This is a genomic window from Streptomyces sp. NBC_00727 (assembly GCF_045161745.1).
In the GTDB taxonomy this organism is placed as follows: Bacteria; Actinomycetota; Actinomycetes; order Streptomycetales; family Streptomycetaceae; genus Streptomyces.
The window spans coordinates 3948365-3968955 of record NZ_CP108981.1 but is presented as its reverse complement, the minus strand read 5'-3'; the positions used below and the strand labels follow the sequence as shown (position 1 = coordinate 3968955).

At 70.0% G+C, this 20591-nt stretch carries 23 protein-coding genes and 1 riboswitch; of the genes, 9 read left to right on the top strand and 14 right to left on the bottom strand.

All coding sequences use genetic code 11. The features are described from left to right. Positions 1-143 precede the first annotated feature (143 nt). Both OG242_RS17790 and OG242_RS17785 read right to left on the bottom strand, forming a co-directional pair. Positions 144-389: a hypothetical protein gene (locus OG242_RS17790; RefSeq protein WP_405899103.1), complete on the bottom strand. Its 246-nt coding sequence runs from the start codon at positions 387-389 to the stop codon at positions 144-146. Beyond that, positions 386-622, bottom strand: coding sequence for a hypothetical protein (locus OG242_RS17785; protein ID WP_405899102.1), 237 nt, complete (start codon positions 620-622; stop codon positions 386-388). The genes OG242_RS17790 and OG242_RS17785 overlap by 4 nt, the downstream gene beginning before the upstream one ends. A 113-nt stretch (positions 623-735) precedes the next feature. On the opposite strand from OG242_RS17785, the gene OG242_RS17780 reads away from it, so the two are divergent. Both OG242_RS17780 and OG242_RS17775 read left to right on the top strand, forming a co-directional pair. Next, positions 736-1578, top strand: coding sequence for a helix-turn-helix domain-containing protein (locus tag OG242_RS17780; RefSeq protein ID WP_405899101.1), 843 nt, complete (start codon positions 736-738; stop codon positions 1576-1578). Then, positions 1559-1825 carry a DUF397 domain-containing protein gene (locus OG242_RS17775; protein WP_405899100.1) on the top strand — a complete coding sequence of 89 codons (267 nt, stop codon included), beginning with the start codon at positions 1559-1561 and terminating at the stop codon, positions 1823-1825. The genes OG242_RS17780 and OG242_RS17775 overlap by 20 nt, the downstream gene beginning before the upstream one ends. A gap of 69 nt (positions 1826-1894) precedes the next feature. On the opposite strand, the gene OG242_RS17770 is transcribed toward OG242_RS17775, so the two are convergent. Next, positions 1895-2191: a hypothetical protein gene (locus OG242_RS17770; protein ID WP_405899099.1), complete on the bottom strand. Its 297-nt coding sequence runs from the start codon at positions 2189-2191 to the stop codon at positions 1895-1897. Between the two features lie 401 nt (positions 2192-2592). Between OG242_RS17770 and OG242_RS17765 the strand changes: the two genes are divergently transcribed. Continuing rightward, positions 2593-3306 (top strand): hypothetical protein, encoded by a 714-nt coding sequence (locus OG242_RS17765; RefSeq protein ID WP_405899098.1) that lies wholly within the window; start codon positions 2593-2595, stop codon positions 3304-3306. Between the two features lie 19 nt (positions 3307-3325). Here OG242_RS17765 and OG242_RS17760 read toward each other — a convergent pair whose 3' ends face one another. Further along, on the bottom strand, positions 3326-3910 hold the full coding sequence (locus OG242_RS17760) for a DinB family protein (protein WP_405899097.1): 585 nt from the start codon (positions 3908-3910) through the stop codon (positions 3326-3328). Between the two features lie 173 nt (positions 3911-4083). Here OG242_RS17760 and OG242_RS17755 point away from each other — a divergent pair, with 173 nt between their 5' ends. Continuing rightward, positions 4084-4914 (top strand): DUF6461 domain-containing protein, encoded by an 831-nt coding sequence (locus OG242_RS17755; RefSeq protein ID WP_405899096.1) that lies wholly within the window; start codon positions 4084-4086, stop codon positions 4912-4914. A 66-nt stretch (positions 4915-4980) separates the two neighbouring features. On the opposite strand, the gene OG242_RS17750 is transcribed toward OG242_RS17755, so the two are convergent. Continuing rightward, positions 4981-5370 (bottom strand): hypothetical protein, encoded by a 390-nt coding sequence (locus OG242_RS17750; protein WP_405899095.1) that lies wholly within the window; start codon positions 5368-5370, stop codon positions 4981-4983. 122 nt (positions 5371-5492) lie between these two features. Here OG242_RS17750 and OG242_RS17745 point away from each other — a divergent pair, with 122 nt between their 5' ends. Both OG242_RS17745 and OG242_RS17740 read left to right on the top strand, forming a co-directional pair. Beyond that, positions 5493-5735, top strand: coding sequence for a type II toxin-antitoxin system VapB family antitoxin (locus OG242_RS17745; RefSeq protein WP_374781379.1), 243 nt, complete (start codon positions 5493-5495; stop codon positions 5733-5735). After that, positions 5735-6154 carry a PIN domain nuclease gene (locus tag OG242_RS17740; protein ID WP_405899094.1) on the top strand — a complete coding sequence of 140 codons (420 nt, stop codon included), beginning with the start codon at positions 5735-5737 and terminating at the stop codon, positions 6152-6154. Before OG242_RS17745 ends, OG242_RS17740 begins: the two co-directional genes overlap by 1 nt. Positions 6155-6171: 17 nt before the next feature. On the opposite strand, the gene OG242_RS17735 is transcribed toward OG242_RS17740, so the two are convergent. The 6 genes from OG242_RS17735 to thrC form a co-directional block, all read right to left on the bottom strand. Then, positions 6172-6804 carry a maltokinase N-terminal cap-like domain-containing protein gene (locus OG242_RS17735; RefSeq protein ID WP_405899093.1) on the bottom strand — a complete coding sequence of 211 codons (633 nt, stop codon included), beginning with the start codon at positions 6802-6804 and terminating at the stop codon, positions 6172-6174. 104 nt (positions 6805-6908) lie between these two features. Further along, entirely contained in the window at positions 6909-8960 is a 2052-nt protein-coding gene (locus tag OG242_RS17730; RefSeq protein WP_405899092.1) for a glycosyl hydrolase family 28-related protein, read from the bottom strand. A gap of 352 nt (positions 8961-9312) precedes the next feature. After that, positions 9313-10938 (bottom strand): chaperonin GroEL, encoded by a 1626-nt coding sequence (gene groL, locus OG242_RS17725; protein ID WP_093707625.1) that lies wholly within the window; start codon positions 10936-10938, stop codon positions 9313-9315. A 317-nt stretch (positions 10939-11255) separates the two neighbouring features. Continuing rightward, positions 11256-11462: a cold-shock protein gene (locus tag OG242_RS17720; RefSeq protein WP_003967346.1), complete on the bottom strand. Its 207-nt coding sequence runs from the start codon at positions 11460-11462 to the stop codon at positions 11256-11258. A gap of 355 nt (positions 11463-11817) precedes the next feature. Further along, entirely contained in the window at positions 11818-12093 is a 276-nt protein-coding gene (locus OG242_RS17715) for a MoaD/ThiS family protein (RefSeq protein WP_405899091.1), read from the bottom strand. A 41-nt stretch (positions 12094-12134) separates the two neighbouring features. Further along, positions 12135-13427 carry a threonine synthase gene (gene thrC / locus OG242_RS17710; RefSeq protein ID WP_405899090.1) on the bottom strand — a complete coding sequence of 431 codons (1293 nt, stop codon included), beginning with the start codon at positions 13425-13427 and terminating at the stop codon, positions 12135-12137. Positions 13428-13444: 17 nt separating this feature from the next. Continuing rightward, a riboswitch (SAM riboswitch) is annotated at positions 13445-13571 on the bottom strand. 461 nt (positions 13572-14032) lie between these two features. On the opposite strand from thrC, the gene OG242_RS17705 reads away from it, so the two are divergent. Together OG242_RS17705 and OG242_RS17700 are read left to right on the top strand one after the other, a co-directional pair. Continuing rightward, complete coding sequence (locus tag OG242_RS17705) at positions 14033-14980, top strand: glucosyl-3-phosphoglycerate synthase (RefSeq protein ID WP_405899089.1); 948 nt, start codon at positions 14033-14035, stop codon at positions 14978-14980. 64 nt (positions 14981-15044) lie between these two features. After that, the gene (locus OG242_RS17700) at positions 15045-16439 is read left to right on the top strand and encodes a trehalose-6-phosphate synthase (RefSeq protein ID WP_405899088.1); all 1395 of its coding nucleotides are present in this window, start codon (positions 15045-15047) and stop codon (positions 16437-16439) included. Here OG242_RS17700 and otsB read toward each other — a convergent pair. The 3 genes from otsB to OG242_RS17685 all read right to left on the bottom strand — a co-directional run bounded on the left by otsB (position 16436) and on the right by OG242_RS17685 (position 19229). Beyond that, positions 16436-17272, bottom strand: coding sequence for a trehalose-phosphatase (gene otsB, locus OG242_RS17695; RefSeq protein ID WP_405899087.1), 837 nt, complete (start codon positions 17270-17272; stop codon positions 16436-16438). The two genes, OG242_RS17700 and otsB, sit on opposite strands and share 4 nt — an antisense overlap. Before the next feature lie 433 nt (positions 17273-17705). Then, positions 17706-17966, bottom strand: a complete 261-nt coding sequence (locus OG242_RS17690; protein WP_405899086.1) for a DUF3263 domain-containing protein — start codon at positions 17964-17966, stop codon at positions 17706-17708. Between the two features lie 45 nt (positions 17967-18011). Then, positions 18012-19229: an extracellular solute-binding protein gene (locus OG242_RS17685; RefSeq protein ID WP_405899085.1), complete on the bottom strand. Its 1218-nt coding sequence runs from the start codon at positions 19227-19229 to the stop codon at positions 18012-18014. A 336-nt stretch (positions 19230-19565) separates the two neighbouring features. On the opposite strand from OG242_RS17685, the gene OG242_RS17680 reads away from it, so the two are divergent. After that, the gene (locus OG242_RS17680; RefSeq protein WP_405899084.1) at positions 19566-20474 is read left to right on the top strand and encodes an SIS domain-containing protein; all 909 of its coding nucleotides are present in this window, start codon (positions 19566-19568) and stop codon (positions 20472-20474) included. Positions 20475-20591: the final 117 nt, after the last annotated feature.

Below are 20591 nucleotides of genomic sequence, written 5' to 3'. Positions count from 1 at the left end.
ACGCTCACTCCCCCAGCTCTGAGGAACAGCAGGTGGATACCCCTGTGGCGGGGCGGCCCTGGTCCCCTCGTACTCCGGGCCGTCCAGGCGCGGAGGCCGCCCCACCGGACAGTGGATCAACGTGAACCGGTGCCGACCAACGCTCATCGCGGCAGCTTCCCCTCGCGGTTCAGCTCCGTCACCCGCGCACGCAGCACGACCCCCGGCGACGCCGGCCGCACGGACTCCGGCGGGCAGTCCCACGCCGCCCCGCCGCCCGGGGGCCGCAGCCGTACGTACGGCCCGACGCGGCCCATCACCCGGCCCACTCGCCCGTCCCGTACGTCCACGGCGAACGACCCCCGCTCCGGCGTACACGCCGCCTCCGGGCCGTCACCCCCGCCCGTCATGACGCTGCCGCCTTCTCCTCCAGCACCCGGCTCAGCCGCTGCGCCGCCTCCAGGTTGCAGCGCCCCAGGTCCACCAGCACCGCCGGATCCTCACCCGCGCACGACGCCGCGTCGATCCGCAGCGACGGCAGCTTCACCCCGGCCCGCGCGAACCCTTCCCTGAGCAACGCCACCACCTCCTCGGCCTCGCGAATCTTCGCCACCGCTGCCCTGCGCCGTTCCGTAGTCGTCATGATCCATTCCTTCCACGCTGAGTAATGGGAATGCATACCCAGAGTGGTGATTCTCTCGTTAGCCTGGAAGAGGTTCCGACCCAACAACCACATGTGCACGACCGGGAGTTGTCATGGCACGCCCCAGAAAGCTCGACCCCTCCTCCTCCCCCAGGGCCCTTCTGGGCGCCGAACTCCGCCACCGACGAGAGCAGGCCGGCCTCTCCCAGAACGACCTGGGCGAGCCGCTCTTCCTCAGCGGCTCCTTCATCGGCCAGCTGGAGTCAGGCGTGCGGCGCATGCAGATGGACCAGGCGATCCAGTTCGACAAGGCGTTGAACACGGAAGGCTTCTTCGAGCGGAACTGCGCGGCGCTGGGGAAGTCCAAATACCCGGAACACTTCGCGGAGGCCGCCGAGGCGGAGGCGCGGGCGGCCGAGATCAAGGCGTACGCACCGCAGCTCATCCCTGGACTGCTACAGACGGAAGCGTACGCGCGAGCAGTGTTTAGGGAGTACCAGCCGACAGCGATCGAGAGTGTGATCGACGACCTGGTGGCTGCCCGACTCGAGCGCACTCAACTACTCGCCGATCCAACAGAGCCGATGTTGTGGGCCGTGCTGGATGAAGCAGTACTGCGTCGGCAGGTGGGCGGCCCGAAGGTCATGGCAGCGGCGCTGCGCCACATCCTGGGACTGATGAAGCGACACAGGATCATCGTTCAGGTGCTGCCGTTTTCTGCAGGCGCACACATGGCTCTCGAAGGCCCACTCAAGCTGATGACCTTCCCCGACGCCCCGCCACTTGCCTACCTGGAAGGTTTGGGTACAGGGCAGTTGCAGGACGATCCAGCATCCGTACGCCACTACGAGCTGACCTACGATCTGGTCGTGGCCAGCGCGCTCTCACCGGCAGCGTCCCTGGCCTTGATCCAGTCGGTGGCGGAGGATTACGAGCATGAAGCGCAGGAGCACTGACTACGACCTGTCCACGGCCACCTGGCACAAGTCGAGTTACAGCGGCGGCAGCGGCGGCGACTGCGTAGAGGTCGCCACCTGGCGCAAGTCCACCTACAGCGGCGGCGACGGCGGGGACTGCCTCGAAGTCCTCGACGGCATCCCGGACGTCGTCCCCGTCCGCGACTCGAAAATGACCGACGGCCCGGCGGTCGTCTTCGCAACGACCGCCTGGCAGCAGTTCGTCACCGACCTCAAACGCGGCTGACTCACCGGGACTCGGAGCTCAGTTCAGGCGGTGCCAGTGCGCCCGGAGTATCAGAGGCTGTCCGATTTTCTATCCCGCGGCGATCCGGGCCGCTTCCACGTTCGCCAGGGCCTCGTCCCGCACGAACGAGGTGTCGATGGACTGTGCAATACGCTGGGCGGTCTTCATCAGCCGCCTGGCCTCCCGTCCGTTACCCATTCGAGCAGCGACAAGGGCGATATCGCTGGAGATACACATCAGTCCGTGGTCCCTGGCGAAGGCGTCCTCAATGGACCGCACCGCCTTCTCGGCTCGGTCCGGCTGACCCGACCGGATCATGGCCTCAGCCATGTTCATGAGCGCTTCGTCCTTCTTCGACATGTTCATCGTTGCTCTCCTGTGGGCTCCGACGGCGGGACTGGCCGCAGGATCCCAGCGCGCCTAACGCGTGTCACTGGTAGCGAGGTTCACTCGACAGAATCTCGCCAACTTCAGAGATGAGCGCTATCGCACTCCCCGGGGCTCAAGTCGCGAGCTTCGAGCGCTCTTTCAACGGAATGGTTGGGAGGGCTTGTACCCACCCGCCCACCCTTGTGACCCGCAAGGGTTCACTTTTCGCGTTCGAGTTGCGACGGAGGGTAGGCGCGCTCTAGCTTCAGCGAGGACACAGACCAAGACGGCCCCTGCCGGTGCAGAAACACCGCCAGAGGCCTGACCACCTCGATCGCCCGGAGCGCGACCTCATGGCTGACAGCCAGTTTAGTAGTACCCCCTCGTCCGACCACCCGATGGCGAACCCCGGTTACGGAAAGCGCTCGGCGCCCGACCAACGCCCGCATACGGGTTCGGACTTCGCCCATCTGCTTCCCCGCGACGCCGCCATCGCCGCGTACATCGACGGGCTGTGCGACGGCGCCGACATCTCCGTGAAGACGCTCGCGAAGGCACTGCCGTACGGGCAATGCGCGATCCGCACCACGCTGAACCGCCTCCAGGAAGCGGGCCACCTGCGCCGGGGCAGCGAGTGCGTGGCGAGCGGCGAGAACCTGCTGTGGGTGACGCGTACGTTCTTCTCCCGCACCGCACGGGACAACGCGTGGTGGGCGGCGTTCAGCCGGGGCGACGTACCGAAGGAGCCCCAACGGGCCACGCGCTCGAAGGCGTTCATCCTGCTGGCGGCGCTGGGCCGCACCGCGCCCGCGTTGTCGCTGTCCCACCGCGACTGCGTGGCCCTGGAACCCGGGGTGACCGAGTGGCTGAACCGGGGCGCCACGCCCCCGGAGATCCTCCAGGCCCTGACCACGGGCCTCCCGAGCCGCGTCCACCACCCGGCCGCGTTCGTGGCCACCCGCCTCCAGAACAAGCTCCCCCCGCCCCGGGAACCACAGACGGTCCTGCGCACCCTGGAATGCAGCGAATGCCGGGCCCCCGGCACGGCCGACGCGCTACCGGGCGGCAAATGCGCGGGCCTGATCCCGAAGTCGGACCGCCCCAGCCGCTGACGGGCCGGGCGGGACCGTCCTACGGCTCGACGGGCGCGGCCGGCCTCGCCGCCCGTTCGACCTTCGCGCGGTAGGCCGCACGGGCCTTCTCGTCGATCTCCTTTTCGTGTTCGGGACGCACCCCGGTCCGGCCGTCCAGGCCCTCGCGCAGGATGTCGGCGTGCCCGGCGTGGCGAACGGTTTCGCCGAGCACGTGGACGAGGACGGCGAACAGGTTCGTGTCGGTGTACGGCTCCGGCCACCAGGGGATGCGGCCGGGGGCGTCGATCGCGAGCGCGTCGATCGTCGCGTCGGAGTGCTCCCACGTGCGCCGATAGAGCCCGATGATCTGCTCGCATGTCTCGTCCGCCGCCGCCCACAGATCGCTGCCGTCGGAGTCCTGCCACCGGGGCATCGGCTCCGGGAACGGGCGGCCGAAGACCTCACCGAAGTACCTGGCCTCGACGGTGGCCACGTGCTTGACCAGGCCGAGAAGGCTCGTCCCGGTCGCTGTCAAAGGCCGACGGGCGTCGTACTCGGACAACCCGTCGAGCTTCCAGAGCAGCGCCTCACGGTCCCGCCGCAGCCGCCCGTGCAGGTGGTCCTTCGCGAATCCATCGATCATGCAACGTGACCCTGCCACGGCCACCCGGTGCGCTCAAGGGCGTTCCGCCGTCGCCGGAGTGCCGCTCAACGCTGCGAGAAGCCCCGGCACGGATTCCAGTCAGTGGCAGAGCCACGACCACCGGGGCCCGAGTATCGGCATCAATGTCAGTGGCATCGGCCACACTGCACCGTATGAACTCGGTGACCGCGCACGACTACGCCTGGATCCGTACCTCGCCGTTCTTTCACCACGCGAGGGACATGGGGTACGCCCTGACGCTGATACGGGGGCGCAGCCCGCAGGAGGTGCTGCGCGCGATGCGGGCGGAGCCGCGCGGCGCCGTGGAAGGGACGGACGGGCTCGTCGAAGTGAACGACGCCCACCGGGACGAGGTGGACGACTACAGCGACGATTCCTACATCGCCGGCGCCTTCAGCACCCCGGGCGAAGACGGCGACTGGACGCTCGTCCTCGGCTTCGACGGCGGCCTCGGGCTCGAGGACACGTGCGCGGAGACGCTGTCGCAGGGCGGCGGCCGGGTCGTGGCGCACTCCACCAACGGCGGCAAGCCGATCGACCTGTTCCACTGGTTCGAGGACGGTGCACTGCGTACGACGTTCGAGGGCGCCTCGGCGCGCTACGGCAACGGCCCCGACGAGCTCGTGCCCCTCATGCGGGAAGTCGGCTTCCCGCTGACCCCGGAGGGCGAGCACGACGAGAGCGCCCCCGACGTCGACGAAAAGGCGGCGGTCCTCGCCCTGGCCGAACGCCTCACCGGCATCCGGATCACCGAATCCCTCCTCCGGGACGCCACCTACGAACTGGGCCTCGTCCCCGACCGGCCCGCCGAGGAATGGACCGGCCTGGTCATCGACATCACCGACGCCCACGGAGAGCGCTTCTACCGGGAATGGAGGCACGAGGAGATCGCGACGATGCCGACCCGCACCCTCGCAGAAGCGAACCCGCCGATCGTGATCACGTACGACGAGCCCCAGCCCCCGGGCAGCGCCGACCGGTGAGCGAGGCCACCCCCTGGCAAGAAGGGCTTTCGGCTGCCGCCGCACCCCCTTCGGCGAGGGTGGCCGTCAGGCCTCGGGGTCGGCCTCCGGGTGCGTGAACCGCACCGGCTTGCCCAGCGATCGGGCGTACGCGATCTCCGCCCGGGTGCTGTCCCCGATGTAGTCGCCGACCACGAGCGCCTCGTCGGCGAGCCGGATCTTCGCCCGGTGCAGCTCGTCGAGCCGGGCCTTCAGCGCTTCGGCCTCGACGGGGTCGGACCACAGTGCGTGCGGCGACTTCAGGTCGCATCCCGGCTTGACGACGATCCTGCCGGCTTCGGTCTCCCGCAGTTCGGCCTCGGTCATCTCGGCCATGAAGCGGGTGGAACCGCAGATCACGACGATGCGCGGAAGGTCCAGCCGCTTCTTCGCGTCGGCGAGTGACTCCTCGGGGGTGAGGGGCTGCGGGTATGGCACGGGTTCCTCCGGGCGGTGCGGTCAAGGCGGGCGTGCATGCCCAGCGCCACCCGAAACGATATCGCGGGAACCATCCAAGTGATATCGTTTTAGCCCCGGAGGCAGGAGCAAGGAGCGCGCACATGGCCAGGACCGTCATCGACCTCGACGAGGCCATGGTCGCCGAGGCCATGCGCATATTCGGCACCAAGACCAAGGCTCAGGCGGTGCGCCTCGCCATGGAGGACGCGGTCAAGCGCCACCTGCGGCAAGAGGGGTTCGATGCCATGGACGCCGGTGAGCTCGACTTCAGCGAGATCGTCGAGAGCACGGGGCCCCGCAATGCCGACGGCAGCCTCAAGCGCGGCGGCGGCCGGGCCGCCTGATGCAGGACCGCTATCTGATCGACAAGTCCGCGCTGGCACGCTGGACGAAACCCGCCGTCAAGCAGGTACTCAAGCCGCTGCACGAGCGGTATCTGCTGGCCGTCTGCCAGCCCACCGAATACGAGATGGTCCACTCGGCACGGGACAGCCCGGAGGCGACCAGGATCAGCACCTGGTTGCACGCCTTCGATTACCTGTACGTGACGGACGACGCCTTCACCCGCGCCCTGGAAGTGCAACACCAGGCTCTCCACGCCGGCTTCCACCGCGCCCTGTCGCTGCCCGATCTACTGATCGCCGCGACCGCGGAGCTGAACCGGCTGACCGTTCTGCACTACGACGGCGACTTCGACATGATCGCCTCGCTCACCGGCCAGCCCGCCGAGTGGGTCGTCCCGCCGGGCAGTGCCGACCGGTGAGCGGGGGTCTTCGGGCCCTACGCCGTACGCAACACCGCGAACGCCCCTCGCACCTCCGCGTCCTCCGGCGTACGCCACGGGCCGGAGATGTGGCCCCCCGTGCCCTCCGGCATCGCGTCGGCGGGGCGCAGGACACGGTTCAGGTGCAGCGTCGCACCCGTGACGGAGAGGTCCGTGCCCTCGGGGCCGTCGGTCACCGTGGCGACGGCGGAGCCGAAGGGGCCGCCGGTGGAGGGGTGGGTGATCGTGGGGTCCGGGGTGTCCGTCTCGCTCTGGGCCTGGGGCTCGGCGCGGCCGTCGAGGAGGGCGAACAGCTGCTCCGCCAGGACCGGGTCGTGGCCGCCGTCGTACACCCAGCGCTTCCCGAGCACCCCGTGCTCGGTCGTGCCGACGAGCGCGTCCTCGGCGCCCGCGAGCGGCGCGCCCCGGTAGGTGAGCGGCACGAAGTACGCCACCGGCTCGGCGCCCGATGTGTCGGTGACCACCATGAACTCGATGCCCACCTCACCCTGCGGATCGTCGAGCCGGAAGCCGCCGGTCCTGGCCAGGACCGGGCTCGCGGAGCCCGCGTACCAGGGGCGGGACGGAAGCCAGGCGGTGAGCAGTTCGAGCTTGGTCGGTGACAGCGTGGTGCGGTGGATGACGGCCATACCGGTGGTCTCTCCCGTGCGTCGAGTGGACGGCTGGTTGCCGTGCGCTGTGCCGAGCGTATGCAATCAGCCGTCCCCGTGGCCGTCGGGCCGTCAGGAACTCGTCACCACGCCCCCGGCGCCGGCGGCGGGACGACCTCCGGGCGGTCGTCGCAGGTGATCGTGTTGGGCAGGAGCCACGGGGCGAGCCAGCCGCCGTTGTTGCCGCCCAGGTCCGTGAGCGCGAACTCGGAGCCCGTGGCGGGGAAGTTGAACGAGCCGCAGTTGTTCACGCCCACCGCGCCCACGTTGCGCGCGTCCACGTTCTCGAAGGTCGCGCCGCCCGCCGCACGGGCGCTCAGGACCGAGGTGCCCGTACCGTCGACGCGTAGGTCCTTGAAGTGGATGTTCTCGATGACGTACTGGTCCTTCACCGCCCAGTCCGAGACCAGCATGACCGCGTTGTACGTGCTGTCCAGGAAGTCGTTGCCGGTGACCCGGATGTCGGCGCCGTCGATGCTCCGGTCCAGGGCGAAGACCCACAGCGCGCCGAGGCCGATCTTCCAGTTGAGTTCGTACGTGCCCGCACGGACCGTCGTATTGCCCGTGAGGTTCACCTTCCCCGCGAACGGCTCCGCGCCGAAGCGGGCGCCGAGGTGCAGGGCGCTGCCCTCGCGGACCGGGTCCGCGACCAGGTTGTCCGAGACCGTGATGTCGGTGCCGCCGTAGATCGCGATGCCGTTGGCGAGGACCGGCGTCTGGACGGTGTTGTGGTCGAAGGTGTTGCGGGCGTTGGTCGTCCTCTCGGCCCACATCGCGAGGCCGTCGTCGCCCGAGTTGCGTACGAAGGTGTTCGTGACGCGTGAACCGGTCACGCCGGTGTGGAAGTTGACGGCGTCCGCGATCTGGTCGGTGATCATCGTGTCGGAGACCCGCAGGTTCTTCATCGGGCCGTCGAACCACATGCCGACCTTGGTGTGGCTGATGTGGAGGCCGGTGATCGTCGAGTCGCTCATCGCGCCGCCGATCGCGTTGACCTGGTCGGTGTCGATGCGCTCGCGCACGTCGCCCTCGATGGCGAAGCCCGACAGGTGCACGTTGCGGCTGCCGCCCTCGGCCGCGGACTTCCCGTAGAAGCCGACGCCGGTGTGCGTGGACCCGTCGGCGGCGGGCTCGTCGAGCGCGACCTCGCGGCCCTTGACCTTCGTGTACCAGCTGCCCGCGCCGGTGATCGTGACGTCGTCGACGACGATGTGCCGGTCCACGCGGTACGTCCCCGGCGGCAGGTACACCTTCAGGTGGGTGCGCCGGGCGAACGCGATGGCCCTCTCGATCGCGCCCGCCGCGTCCCGCCGCCCGGTCGGATCGGCCCCGAACGCGAGGACGTTGGCGGCGAGCAGCTCGACGTGCGGCAGCCCGACGCGCTCCGAGTCCAGCAGGTCGATCGCCGTCCACGCGGCCCGGCTGCCGGCCGGCACGGTCAGCCGTACGGTGTCGCCCGCGCGGTACGTACGGCCGAGCAGGAGGCGCTGTTCGTCGTAGAAGTGGCTGGGCCGGAACGGCTTGTCGACGACCGGGGCGGGCGTCGTCCCGGCCGGCACGCAGGAGCACTCGGTGATCCACCAGTCCGGGTGGAGCAGCCCGGCGCCCGGGTCGTTGGAGAACGGGTACTGGTTGTACAGCCAGGAGTACTGCGAGGTCAGCGTCATCGTGGACCGCTTGGTGCCGTTCACCGAGACGTCCAGCGGGGCCGTGATCCCGCCGCCGCCCGGCGCGTCCGGGATGCTGTAGCGGACGGTGATCGCGTTGGCCGCCGCGGGCAGCGTGAACTCCACGTGCTGCCCGGGCGCCAGCTTGACCGCCTTACGGCCGGACGCCTCGGACGGCAGCGTGTACGCGTCCCGGTCCGGGCCGATGACCGTGCCGTTCGTGACCGCGTTCTCGGCCTCCTGCTCGGCGAAGGCCACCTTCGCGCCGCGCCCCTGGACCAGCGCGGGATCGAGGGCGGCCCGGGTGACGACCGGGGCGGCGGGGCGGGGTTCGGCGGACGCGGGGGCGGCGGCCAGTGCGCCGAGGCCCACGGCGGCCGCGGTCACCGAGGCGACGGCGGTCGCGTACAGCCCTGTCCGGCGCGGTCTTCGCACCGGAGCCGCAGCAGCGGCGGTCTTCCGTGACATCGCATGCCCGTTTCTCTGAGTCCTGGGTGTCAACGGCCGTGCGCGCGTGGGGAGTCGCCGCCGTCATGAGTGAGGCGACAGTAGGGCGCGCACCAGCCCACCCACAAGAGCCGTGCAACCAAATTTCCGCACGACTGAAGTACAGATGCATCCAGTCGTATGTTTTTTGCAGAAAGAGACGCAAGTGCTTGGCGGCTCCCCGCTTCCCCGGACGCGACCGGTTCCTCGCCGCCTGGTCGACGGGCTCAACGCGGGCTGAGCCCGTACACGTACACACAACGACACCGGCCCCCGGGGACGAGTCCCCGGGGGCCGGTGTCTTGGTACTGCTGGAACTGCCGATCCGTCAGGATCAGAAGTCCATGTCACCGCCCGGCATGCCGCCCGGAGCGCCGCCGGCGGCGGCCTTCTCCGGCTTGTCGGCGATGACGGCCTCGGTGGTGAGGAACAGCGCGGCGATCGACGCGGCGTTCTGCAGGGCGGAGCGCGTGACCTTCGCCGGGTCGAGAATGCCCTCGGCGATCATGTCGACGTACTCGCCGGTCGCGGCGTTGAGGCCGTGACCGATCGGCAGGTTGCGCACCTTCTCGACGACGACGCCACCCTCGAGACCACCGTTGACGGCGATCTGCTTGAGCGGGGCCTCCAGCGCGAGCTTCACGGCGTTGGCGCCGGTCGCCTCGTCACCCGAGAGCTCGAGCTTCTCGAAGACGGCCGAGGCCTGGAGCAGAGCCACGCCACCACCGGCGACGATGCCCTCCTCGACGGCGGCCTTGGCGTTGCGCACCGCGTCCTCGATGCGGTGCTTGCGCTCCTTGAGCTCGACCTCGGTGGCGGCACCGGCCTTGATGACGGCCACGCCGCCGGCCAGCTTCGCCAGGCGCTCCTGGAGCTTCTCGCGGTCGTAGTCCGAGTCGGAGTTCTCGATCTCGGCACGGATCTGGTTGACGCGGCCCTGGACCTGGTCGCTGTCACCGGCGCCGTCGACGATCGTCGTCTCGTCCTTGGTGATGACGACCTTGCGGGCGCGGCCGAGCAGGTCGAGACCGGCGTTCTCCAGCTTGAGGCCGACCTCCTCGGAGATCACGGTGCCACCGGTGAGGATGGCGATGTCGCCGAGCATGGCCTTGCGGCGGTCGCCGAAGCCCGGGGCCTTGACGGCGACGGACTTGAAGGTGCCGCGGATCTTGTTGACGACCAGGGTCGACAGGGCCTCGCCCTCGACGTCCTCGGCGATGATCAGCAGCGGCTTGCCGGACTGCATGACCTTCTCCAGCAGCGGAAGGAGGTCCTTCACGTTGCTGACCTTGGAGTTGACGATCAGGATGTACGGGTCGTCGAGGGACGACTCCATGCGCTCCATGTCGGTGGCGAAGTACGCCGAGATGTAGCCCTTGTCGAAGCGCATACCCTCGGTGAGCTCCAGCTCCAGACCGAAGGTCTGGGACTCCTCGACGGTGATGACGCCTTCCTTGCCGACCTTGTCCATGGCCTCGGCGATGAGCTCGCCGATCTGGGTGTCGGCGGCGGAGATGGAGGCGGTCGAAGCGATCTGCTCCTTGGTCTCCACGTCCTTGGCCTGCTCCAGGAGGGCGGCGGAGACGGCCTCGACGGCCTTCTCGATGCCCCGCTTGAGAGCCATCGGGTTCGCACCCGCGGCCACGTTGCGCAGACCCTCGCGGACGAGCGCCTGGGCGAGAACGGTGGCGGTGGTCGTACCGTCGCCGGCGACGTCGTCCGTCTTCTTGGCGACCTCCTTGACCAGCTCCGCACCGATCTTCTCGTACGGGTCCTCCAGCTCGATCTCCTTGGCGATGGAGACACCATCGTTGGTGATCGTGGGGGCGCCCCACTTCTTCTCGAGGACGACGTTGCGGCCCTTGGGGCCAAGGGTGACCTTGACGGCGTCGGCGAGCTGGTTCATGCCGCGCTCGAGACCGCGCCGGGCCTCCTCGTCGAACGCGATGATCTTGGCCATGTGAAGTGGTCCTCCCGGACAGGGGTGGATTGCTCCGGACCGAGTGGCGCCCGCGACGGACGGCCTGCGTGCCTGGCGGTTCCTTGCCCCGCCACGCCTGCGGGCCTCACCGGCCCGGTCCAAGTTCTGTCACTCTCACCTGGAGAGTGCTAAGCCAATGATTAGCACTCGACCCCCGAGAGTGCAAGCGTCGCCCTCGGCATGTGGACAGTGCCCGGGACACGCAGCAGGCGGGCCCGGGACGCGCGAAGGGTCCGTACCCCTAGGTACGGACCCTTCGTACGTGCGTAGCGTCGTGGCCGACGTGCGTGCCGGGCTCAGCCGACGGCGAGCTTGACCATGTCCGCCTGCGGCCCCTTCTGGCCCTGCGAGATTTCGAACTCGACCCGCTGACCTTCTTCGAGGGTGCGGTAACCGTCCATCTGGATCGCGCTGTAGTGGACGAATACATCCGCACCACCGTCGACCGCGATGAAGCCGTACCCCTTCTCCGCGTTGAACCACTTGACGGTGCCCTGAGCCATGCCTAACTCCCCTGTAACGTGTGTGCGCCGAAGCGCGTCGACCGCCGCTGAATGTATCTGCCCAACTGCCCTGTGCAACAGGTCAGTCGGACGACAATTCTGCGCAGCACCGATCGCCCGAATACGGGGAATTCACGGGATTGCAGGACAAGTCGGGCCCGGCAAAGGTGACTTATGGCGCAAGAGGCTCAAGCACTTTGGCTGCATTTGATCGTGGGGCGGCGCATTCTCATATGCGGGCGGCACGCGCAGCGAAGGGGACTTCCCACACTCTACCGCGCTCAACCATGCAGAATTGCCCCCTCCGCTTCTCTCGCGGAGGGGGCAATTGCGGTGATGCTGCGAAGTCGGGGGCTCAGCCGCCGGCGACGGCGGGGATGATCGAGATGCCGGCGCCGTCCGGGGTCGCCGCGTCGAGGCCGCCCTCGAAGCGCACGTCGTCGTCGTTGACGTACACGTTGACGAAGCGGCGCAGCTTGCCCTGGTCGTCAAGGACGCGGGCCGCGATGCCCGGGTGGTCCTTCTCCAGCGACGCGATGACCTCGGAGAGGGTCGCGCCCTCGGCCGGAACCTCGGCCTGGCCGCCCGTGTAGGTGCGGAGGATGGTGGGGATGCGGACCTTGACGCTCATGGCGGGTGCCCTTCCTGAAGTCTCGGGTGGTCGGAGGCGGATCAGCTGGTGGCGAGGCCCGCGGCGCGGAAGGCGTCGAGGCTCGGGCGGATCGTGGCGGTCGCCTGCGAGGTCTCGGCCACCGCGTCCAGCGTCTTGAGGCCGTCACCGGTGTTCAGGACGACGGTGGTGAGCGCCGGGTCGAGCAGACCGGCCTCGATCAGCTTCCTCGTCACGCCGACCGTCACCCCGCCCGCCGTCTCGGCGAAGATGCCCTCGGTGCGGGCCAGCAGCTTGATCGCGTCGACGACCTGCTCGTCGTCGACGTCCTCGACGGCGCCGCCGGTGCGGCGGGCGATGTCCAGGACGTACGGGCCGTCGGCCGGGTTGCCGATCGCCAGGGACTTGGCGATGGTGTTCGGCTTCTGCGGGCGGACCACGTCGTGGCCTGCCTTGAAGGCGGTGGAGACCGGGGAGCAGCCCTCTGCCTGGGCGCCGAAGATCTTGTACGGCTTGTCCTCGACCAGGCCCAGCTTGATCAGCTCCTGGAGACCCTTGTCGATCTTCGTGAGCTGCGAGCCGGACGCGACCGGGATGACGATCTGGTCGGGCAGCCGCCAGCCGAGCTGCTCGCAGATCTCGTACGCCAGCGTCTTGGAGCCCTCGCCGTAGTACGGGCGCAGGTTCACGTTGACGAAGCCCCAGCCCTCGCCGAGCGGGTCGCCGATGAGCTCGGAGCAGAAGCGGTTGACGTCGTCGTAGTTGCCCTCGATGCCGACCAGCTCACCGCCGTACACCGCGGCCATGACGACCTTGCCCTGCTCCAGGTCGTGCGGGATGAACACGCAGGAGCGCAGGCCCGCCCGGGACGCGGCGGCGCCGACCGCACCGGCGAGGTTGCCCGTGGAGGAGCAGGACAGGGTGGTGAAGCCGAAGGCGCGGGCGGCCTCGACGGCGATCGCGACGACACGGTCCTTGAAGGAGTGCGTCGGGTTGCCGGAGTCGTCCTTCACGTACAGGCCGCCGGTCACACCCAGCTCGCGGGCGAGGTTGTCGGCCTTGACCAGCTTGGTGAAGCCGGGGTTGAGATTGGGCTTGCCGGCGACATCTGCGGGCACCGGCAGCAGCGGCGCGTAACGCCAGATGTTGTCCGGACCGGCCTCGATGCGCTTCTTCAGCTCGTCGGGGGAGCCGCTCGGCAGGTCGTACGCCACTTCGAGCGGCCCGAAACAGGACGCGCAGGCGAAAATGGGACCGAGTGCGAACCGTTCACCGCATTCGCGGCAGGAAAGCGCCGCGGCGGGACCCAGGTCCACAGAGGATTCGGTGTTTGCTGCGACAGTCTCAACAGCCATGATGGCGAGGCCCTTTCTCCTCATCTTCCTCACGGCGCGTTTCGCCGCGAGACGGAATTGGCACCTTCCCCACCTGACCTCGCGGTCGGCAGGAGGGTTGCCGGGACTTCAACGGGCCGTTCCCTCTGTCCCTCTGGATGAGCGCTGTGGCACCGGATCATGGATCCGGGCATTTGTCGGCGGACCGACCCCGGCATGCGATGGCCGTCCGCGTTGTTCAAGACTGTAACCGAAGGAGCGGACTGTTGAGATAGTCGTCCGTACCGCGAGATGGATCACCGAGCCGCCCGGGATGCCCGGACCGGGCAGGAATTGGGCCCCTGCGGAGCAGGACAGAAAGCGGTCTTCCGCCCCAGAGCGAAAGACGCCCACATGATCGGGTACGCTGACAAGCGTGCGGTGTGCGAACAAGCTCCGCACACGTGCTGATCGAGAACCAAGACGGCACACGCACCTCCAAGCTTTGCCGTGCCAAACCGGGCAGGTTTCGTCCCGGCTGGTGTTGATCGTGGAAGACCTGCCGGGTCGCTGACCCGCAGGCAGCGTGAGCCAGGAATCCCCCTGCGTCAGCTGGGGGGAGGATTCAAATACAGGGAGTATCGACCGTGCTCGAAGAGGTCGAACGCTGGTTGACCAGGCGTTCCTGGTCGGCCGCCGACCGCCCGTCGGCGAGCGCGCAGGCCGCCGCGCACGCGGGCCGCGGTACGGGCGTGAGCGTCGTCCTGCCCGCGCTGAACGAGGCGGAGACCGTCGGGGACATCGTCGCCACGATCCGGCGCGAGCTGATGGAGAAGGTCCGGCTGGTCGACGAGCTGGTGGTGATCGACTCCGGTTCCACGGACGCCACCGCCGAGGTCGCCCGCCGCGCGGGCGCCCGGGTCGTCCACCGCGACAGCATCCTGCCCCGCCTCCCTGCCGTCCCCGGCAAGGGCGAGGTGCTCTGGCGCTCGCTCCTGGTGACCGGCGGCGACATCCTGTGCTTCGTGGACGCGGACCTGAAGGACTTCTCCGCGGACTTCGTCTCCGGCATCGTCGGCCCGCTGCTGGACGATCCCGAGGTGCAGTTCGTCAAGGCCATGTACGACCGGCCGCTCGGCGAGGTCGCGGGCCAGGGCGGCCGCGTCACCGAACTGGTGGCCCGCCCGCTGCTCAACCTGCACTGGCCGCTGCTGGCGGGCTTCGTCCAGCCGCTGGGCGGCGAGTACGCCGTACGCCGCTCGCTCCTTGAGCGGCTGCCGTTCCCGGTCGGTTACGGGGTCGAGCTCGGGCTGCTCGTCGACGCGCTGCACACCGTCGGCCTGGACGCCCTCGCCCAGGTCGACGTCGGCGTACGTGTCCACCGCCACCAGGACGGCCGGGCGCTCGGCCGGATGGCCGCCGCGATCTACCGCACCGCGCAGGTACGCCTCTCCCGCGGCCATCTGGTCCGCCCGTCGCTCACCCAGTTCGAGCGCGGGCCCGGCGGATTCGTCCCGCGCACCCACCCGGTCGACACGCAGGAGCGGCCGCCGATGCTGGAGATCGAGGAGTACGTGGCACGGCGCGCGGCCTGATCACGACCCCACCCCGTCCGACTTCGTACGTTTGGGCGGATCGGGTTCGGGCTAGATTCCGGCCATGGTCTCCGAGCACGCCCCCCACCAGCCCGCTGCCCAGGTCCTCGTCGCGTCCAACCGCGGTCCCGTGTCGTACACACGGGGCGAGGACGGCTCCCTCGAAGCGAAACGGGGCGGGGGCGGACTCGTCTCCGGCCTCAGCGCCGTCGACGACAAGATGTGGGTCTGCGCCGCCCTCGGCGACGGCGACCGCGAGGCGGTGCGCCGCGGGGTCGGCGAGCCGGGCGTCCGGATGCTCGACATCGACGCCGACGTGCACGCCGACGCGTACAACGGCATCGCCAACTCCGTGCTGTGGTTCGTCCACCACATGCTGTACCAGACGCCCGTCGAGCCCGTCTTCGACGCGGAGTTCCGCAGGCAGTGGGCCTCCTTCGAGGCGTACAACCGGGCCTTCGCGGAGGCGCTCGCCGAGGAGGCGGGCGAGGGCGCGGCCGTCCTGGTGCAGGACTACCACCTCTCGCTCGTCCCCGGCATGCTCCGCGAGCTCCGCCCCGACCTGCGGATCGGCCACTTCTCGCACACCCCGTGGGCGCCCGTCGACTACTTCCGGCTGCTCCCCGACGACATCGCCGAGCAGCTGCTGCGCGGCATCCTCGGCGCCGACCGCGCCGCCTTCCTGACCCGCCGCTGGGCGGACGCCTTCATCGGCTGCTGTACGGAGATCCTGGGCGGCACCGGCCGCACCCGCATCGGGGTGCACGGGCTGGGCGCCGACGCCGGCTTCCTGCGCCGCCGCGCGCACGAGGCGGACGTCGACGAGCGGATGGCGGCCCTGCGCGAGCAGATCGGGCCCGACCGGAAGACCATCGTCCGGGTCGACCGCACGGAGCTGTCCAAGAACATCGTCCGGGGCCTGCACGCCTACCGCGCCCTGCTCGACGAGCGCCCCGAGTGGCGCGAGCGCGTCGTGCACGTCGCGTTCGCCTACCCCTCGCGGCAGGACCTGGCGGTCTACCGGGAGTACACCGCGGAGGTCCAGCAGGTCGCCGACGCGATCAACAAGACGTACGGCACGGACTCCTGGACCCCGGTCGTCCTCCACGTCAAGGACGACTTCGCCCGCTCGCTCGCCGCGTACCGGCTGGCCGACGTGGCCCTCGTCAACCCCATCCGCGACGGCATGAACCTGGTCGCCAAGGAGATCCCGGTCGTCTCCGACGAGGGCTGCGCGCTGGTCCTGTCGCGGGAGGCCGGTGCGTACGAGGAGCTCGGCGAGCACGCGTTCACGGTCAACCCGTACGACGTCTCGGCGACGGCGGCCGCGCTCCACGAGGCGCTGACGCTCCCGGACGACGTGCGCGCCGCCCGCTCGGAGCGCCTGGCCGACGCGGCGACCGCGCTGCCGCCGCAGCGGTGGTTCCTGGACCAGCTGGAGGCGCTGCGGCGCGATTAGGGCAGGCGGTCGGCCAGGGCGCGGAGGTACGCCACGACCGCGCCCGGCCCCGGCACGGACAGGTCGGCGCGGTCGGCCAGCTCCGGGACCTCGGCGCTGCCGCTGCAGACGAGCAGCCCCGGTACGGGGTTCTCCTCGTCCGTCCGCAGCTTCTCCACGGCGGCGTACGCGGCGAGGTCGCCCAGGTCGTCGCCCGCGTACAGCACGGACGTGGCGCCGATCTCGCGCACGTACTCGGTGAGTGCGACGCCCTTGTCCATGCCTGGGGGCCGCAACTCCAGGACCAGGCGCCCCGGTTCGACGATCAGCCCGTGCTCGGCGGCCAGCTCGCCGAGGGGCCCGCGCAGCGCGTCGAACGCGGCCTGCGGGTCGGCGGCGCGGCGGGTGTGCACGGCGAGGGCGCGGCCCTTGTCCTCGGTCCAGGCCTCCCCCTGCGGGTCGAACTCCTCCAGTACGCGGGGGAGTTCTGCACGTGCGGTGTCGACGCCGGGGTGCGGGGCGGGGGCGTGCACGGTCCCCGTGGCGGCGTCCCAGCGCTCGGCCCCGTAGTGCCCGAGTACGACGAGGTGGTCGAGCCCCTCGACCTCCGCGAACCCGCCGTACCGCACGGCGACCGCGGCGGGCCGCCCGGTGATCACGGCCACGGACGCGACCTTCGGCGCGAGGGCGGCCAGCGCCTCCACGGCTCCGGGGTGCGCCCTGGCCTGCTCGGGGTCCGGCACGATGTCCGCCAGCGTGCCGTCGAAGTCGAGCGCGACGAGGGCCTCGGCCGGCCGGGCGAGGATGGCGTCCAGGCCGCGGTGGCCGGCGGGGGTGTGCGGTTGGGTGCCCATGCGGTCGAGCGTATCCGCCCCCGGGCCCACCGCCACGGGGGCGCCGCCCCCGAACCCCCGCTGCTCAAACGCCGCAGGGGCTGGACTTGGCCGACGCACCCCCGGGGCTCCGCCCCGCACCCCGCTGCTCAAACGCCGCAGGGGCTGGATTCGGCCGACGCACCCCCGGGGGGCTCCACCCCGAACCCCCGCTGCTCAAACGCCGCAGGGGCTGGACTTGGCCGACGCGCCCCCGGGACTCCGCCCCGCGCCCTGCTGCTCAAACGCCGCAGGGGCTTGGTTTTGCTTTCGCTGCCGGGCAGCTGCGGCAGCTTTTGGCTTCGCCGGTGCCACTTCCAGCCCCGCCGGCGTTTGAGGCGCGGGGTCCGGGGCGGCGCCCCGGGTTCGGGGAGGGGCGAGGTGGGGAACAGGCTCGCCGCAGGCGCACCGCGCCCTACCGCCTCCCCCGCCGCGCCTCCCGGACGCGGCGGAGGCGGTTCACCGTCACCGGGTCCTCCTCCAGCGCCCGCCGGTCGTCCAGCAGGGCGTTCAGGAGCTGGTAGTACCGCGTCGGCGACAGCCCCAACCGCTCGCGGATCGCCCGCTCCTTCGCCCCCGGCCCCGCCCACGACTGCCGCTCGACCGCCAGCACCGCGCGGTCGCGGTCGGACAGCGGGGCGGGATCGGCAGGGCCGTTCGGGGGGTGGGCGGTCATATCAGCCAATATATGGCGCGCCCCGCCCCCACGAAACGCGGAGGACTACTCCGCCGCCTCCGCCGCGACCGCCTCCCGCGATATGTGCGCGAGCACGGTCTCCGGGTTCGCCCCCGGCTCCACCGCCTTGCCGATGTTCTCCTTGATCGACTCGCTCGCCGCAGCCCAGGACGTCTTGCCGAACGGGTAGAACTCGGACTCCGACAGCGCCTCCAGGAACTTGTGCAGCGGCTTGTACTTGGAGTCGTCCTCCATCGCCGCCGACGCGCTGTCCGTGACCGGCAGCAGGTCGTACATGTCGGCGAACTCGATGACGTTCTTGTCGGTGAACAGGAAGTTGAAGAACTTGCCGATCTGGGTCCGGTGGCCGTTCTGCTTGAAGCCCATGATCCAGTCGGCGACGCCCATCGACGCCTCGGTGTGGCCGTTCTCGCCGGGCAGCGGGACCATGCCGACCTCGACGCCCTGCTGCTCGGCCTCCTCCATCAGCGTGGGGTGGCCGTTGAGCATGCCGACCTGGCCCTTGGTGAACGCCTCGAAGGCCTTCGCCCGGTTCAGCTTGCCGGGCGCGACGGGGCCGACGAGGCCCTTGTCGACGAGGTTCGTCTTCAGCCAGTTGAACGTCTTGACGTTCTCCTCCGACTCGATGTCGTACGAGCCGACCTCGTCGGTGTAGCCGCCGCCCCCGCTGAGCATCCACATCAGGGTCTCGGCCTGGGACTCCTCGGGGCCGAGCGGCAGCGCGAAGGGGTACGTCACACCGCGCTGCTTGAGCGCGGCGGCGTCGGAGGCGATGTCGCTCCAGGTGCGGGGGGCCTGGAGGCCGGCCTGGCTGAAGAACTTCTTGTTGTAGAAGAGCAGCCGGGTGCTGGCGACGAAGGGCAGCCCGTACTGGATGCGGTTGACCCGTCCGGCGTCGACGAGCTTCGGCAGGAAGTTGGCCTGGGTGGGGATGCTCAGCATCTCGTCGGCGGAGTAGAGCTTCCCGGCCTTGGCGTAGTCCGCGTAGGCGCCGATCTGCGCGATGTCGGGGGCCTTGCCGTCCTTGACCATCTTGGCGACCTCGCGGTCGATGTCGGTCCAGGGCAGGACGGTGACGTCGACCTTGATCCCGGGGTTGGACGCCTCGAAGCTGCGGGCGACTCCGTCCCAGTACTTGTCGGACTTGTTCGCCTCGCCGGTGCCGTAGTCGGCCGCGACGACCGTCAGCGTGGCGTCGCCCGAGCCGCCGTCACCGCCACAGCCCGACAGCGTGGCCGTCATCCCCATCACGGCGACAGCCGCCGTCAGTCCCAAGTAACGCCGCTGCACAGCTCAGTCCGTCCTCGTCGATTGCACCGCCCGGGGCTCCCGCGTCCGCGCGGGGCCCTCCGGGTGAGCTGCGATTTTCCCCGCCATCGGCATAGAGGTCTACACCACGGAGGTATCGCTTCCACAACGCAGCAGCATTGCACGGGGCCCGCGGCGGCTGCTAAGTAGGTCTCGGCGTATGAGTCTTATTGGTCCAGACCTTTAGTCAACTCCGGTCCGGCCCCTGGTCCGTGCGCACCACCTCCCCGCCGAGTCGCCTCGCCCGCCCACCGCAAGGAGCCGTTCCGCATGTCGCGTACCGCAACCGAAATTGCCACCCAGCCCAGCTGCTGGCGGCGTGCCGCGCAGGCGGGCGCGGAGTTCGAGGGGCTGCCGAGACCGGGCGAGCGCGTCGCGGTCACCGGGTGCGGCACCTCCTGGTTCATGGCCATCGCCTACGCGGCGCTGCGGGAGGCCGCCGGGCAGGGCGAGACGGACGCGTACGCCTCCTCGGAGTTCCCGGTGGGCCGCCCGTACGACCGGGTGGTGGCGATCACGCGGTCCGGTACGACGAGCGAGGTGCTGGCGCTCCTGGGCGAGCTGCGCGGGAGGACCGCCACCGTCGCGCTGACCGGCGACCCGGGGACGCCGGTCATGGAGGCCGCCGACGCGGTCGCCGTACTCGACTGGGCGGACGAGGAGTCGGTGGTCCAGACCCGGTTCGCCACCACCGCGCTCGCCTTCCTGCGCGCCGGCCTGGAGGCGGCCGGTCCGCTTCCGGCGGGCGTGAAGACGGTGGCCGAGGCGGCGGTGGACGCGGAGCTGGCGGTGACCGAGCCGCTGGACGAGGCGGTCGTCGCGGCCGAGCAGTGGACGTTCCTCGGGCGCGGCTGGACCTACGGGCTGGCCCAGGAGGCCGGGCTGAAGATGCGCGAGGCGGCGGGCGCCTGGACCGAGTCGTACCCGGCGATGGAGTACCGCCACGGCCCGATCGCGATCACCGGACCGAACCGGGTCGCCTGGGTCTTCGGCGCCCTGCCCGAGGGACTGGCGGGCGAGGTGGCGGCGGTCGGCGGGACGCTGGTCGCCCACCGCTCGGCGGACCCCATGGCCGACCTGATCCGCGCGCAGCGGCTCGCGGTGGTGCTGGCCGAGTCGAAGGGGTACGACCCCGACCACCCGCGCAACCTCTCGCGCAGCGTGATCCTGCCGGAGTAGGGCCACCGGGCCCGCCGGGGGACGGTTCTCGACAATCCGGGACCGTTCCCCGTAACCGGTACCGGGATTTTGTATGGATGCGCAACAAACAGCGATAGTGGACTAGACCTTTTGGGT

What these genes read in the sequence shown, in the direction of transcription:
- OG242_RS17780 (WP_405899101.1), top strand. Translation starts at nt 736, where the DNA reads ATGGCACGCCCCAGAAAGCTCGACCCCTCCTCCTCCCCCAGGGCCCTT.
- OG242_RS17765 (WP_405899098.1), top strand. Translation starts at nt 2,593, where the DNA reads ATGGCGAACCCCGGTTACGGAAAGCGCTCGGCGCCCGACCAACGCCCG.
- OG242_RS17690 (WP_405899086.1), bottom strand. Translation starts at nt 17,966, where the DNA reads ATGACCGCCCACCCCCCGAACGGCCCTGCCGATCCCGCCCCGCTGTCC.
- OG242_RS17770 (WP_405899099.1), bottom strand. Translation starts at nt 2,191, where the DNA reads ATGAACATGTCGAAGAAGGACGAAGCGCTCATGAACATGGCTGAGGCC.
- OG242_RS17700 (WP_405899088.1), top strand. Translation starts at nt 15,045, where the DNA reads ATGGTCTCCGAGCACGCCCCCCACCAGCCCGCTGCCCAGGTCCTCGTC.
- OG242_RS17680 (WP_405899084.1), top strand. Translation starts at nt 19,566, where the DNA reads ATGTCGCGTACCGCAACCGAAATTGCCACCCAGCCCAGCTGCTGGCGG.
- OG242_RS17685 (WP_405899085.1), bottom strand. Translation starts at nt 19,229, where the DNA reads ATGACGGCCACGCTGTCGGGCTGTGGCGGTGACGGCGGCTCGGGCGAC.
- otsB (WP_405899087.1), bottom strand. Translation starts at nt 17,272, where the DNA reads ATGGGCACCCAACCGCACACCCCCGCCGGCCACCGCGGCCTGGACGCC.
- OG242_RS17745 (WP_374781379.1), top strand. Translation starts at nt 5,493, where the DNA reads ATGGCCAGGACCGTCATCGACCTCGACGAGGCCATGGTCGCCGAGGCC.
- thrC (WP_405899090.1), bottom strand. Translation starts at nt 13,427, where the DNA reads ATGGCTGTTGAGACTGTCGCAGCAAACACCGAATCCTCTGTGGACCTG.
- OG242_RS17740 (WP_405899094.1), top strand. Translation starts at nt 5,735, where the DNA reads ATGCAGGACCGCTATCTGATCGACAAGTCCGCGCTGGCACGCTGGACG.
- groL (WP_093707625.1), bottom strand. Translation starts at nt 10,938, where the DNA reads ATGGCCAAGATCATCGCGTTCGACGAGGAGGCCCGGCGCGGTCTCGAG.
- OG242_RS17760 (WP_405899097.1), bottom strand. Translation starts at nt 3,910, where the DNA reads ATGATCGATGGATTCGCGAAGGACCACCTGCACGGGCGGCTGCGGCGG.
- OG242_RS17755 (WP_405899096.1), top strand. Translation starts at nt 4,084, where the DNA reads ATGAACTCGGTGACCGCGCACGACTACGCCTGGATCCGTACCTCGCCG.
- OG242_RS17790 (WP_405899103.1), bottom strand. Translation starts at nt 389, where the DNA reads ATGACGGGCGGGGGTGACGGCCCGGAGGCGGCGTGTACGCCGGAGCGG.
- OG242_RS17735 (WP_405899093.1), bottom strand. Translation starts at nt 6,804, where the DNA reads ATGGCCGTCATCCACCGCACCACGCTGTCACCGACCAAGCTCGAACTG.
- OG242_RS17775 (WP_405899100.1), top strand. Translation starts at nt 1,559, where the DNA reads ATGAAGCGCAGGAGCACTGACTACGACCTGTCCACGGCCACCTGGCAC.
- OG242_RS17720 (WP_003967346.1), bottom strand. Translation starts at nt 11,462, where the DNA reads ATGGCTCAGGGCACCGTCAAGTGGTTCAACGCGGAGAAGGGGTACGGC.
- OG242_RS17715 (WP_405899091.1), bottom strand. Translation starts at nt 12,093, where the DNA reads ATGAGCGTCAAGGTCCGCATCCCCACCATCCTCCGCACCTACACGGGC.
- OG242_RS17785 (WP_405899102.1), bottom strand. Translation starts at nt 622, where the DNA reads ATGACGACTACGGAACGGCGCAGGGCAGCGGTGGCGAAGATTCGCGAG.
- OG242_RS17730 (WP_405899092.1), bottom strand. Translation starts at nt 8,960, where the DNA reads ATGTCACGGAAGACCGCCGCTGCTGCGGCTCCGGTGCGAAGACCGCGC.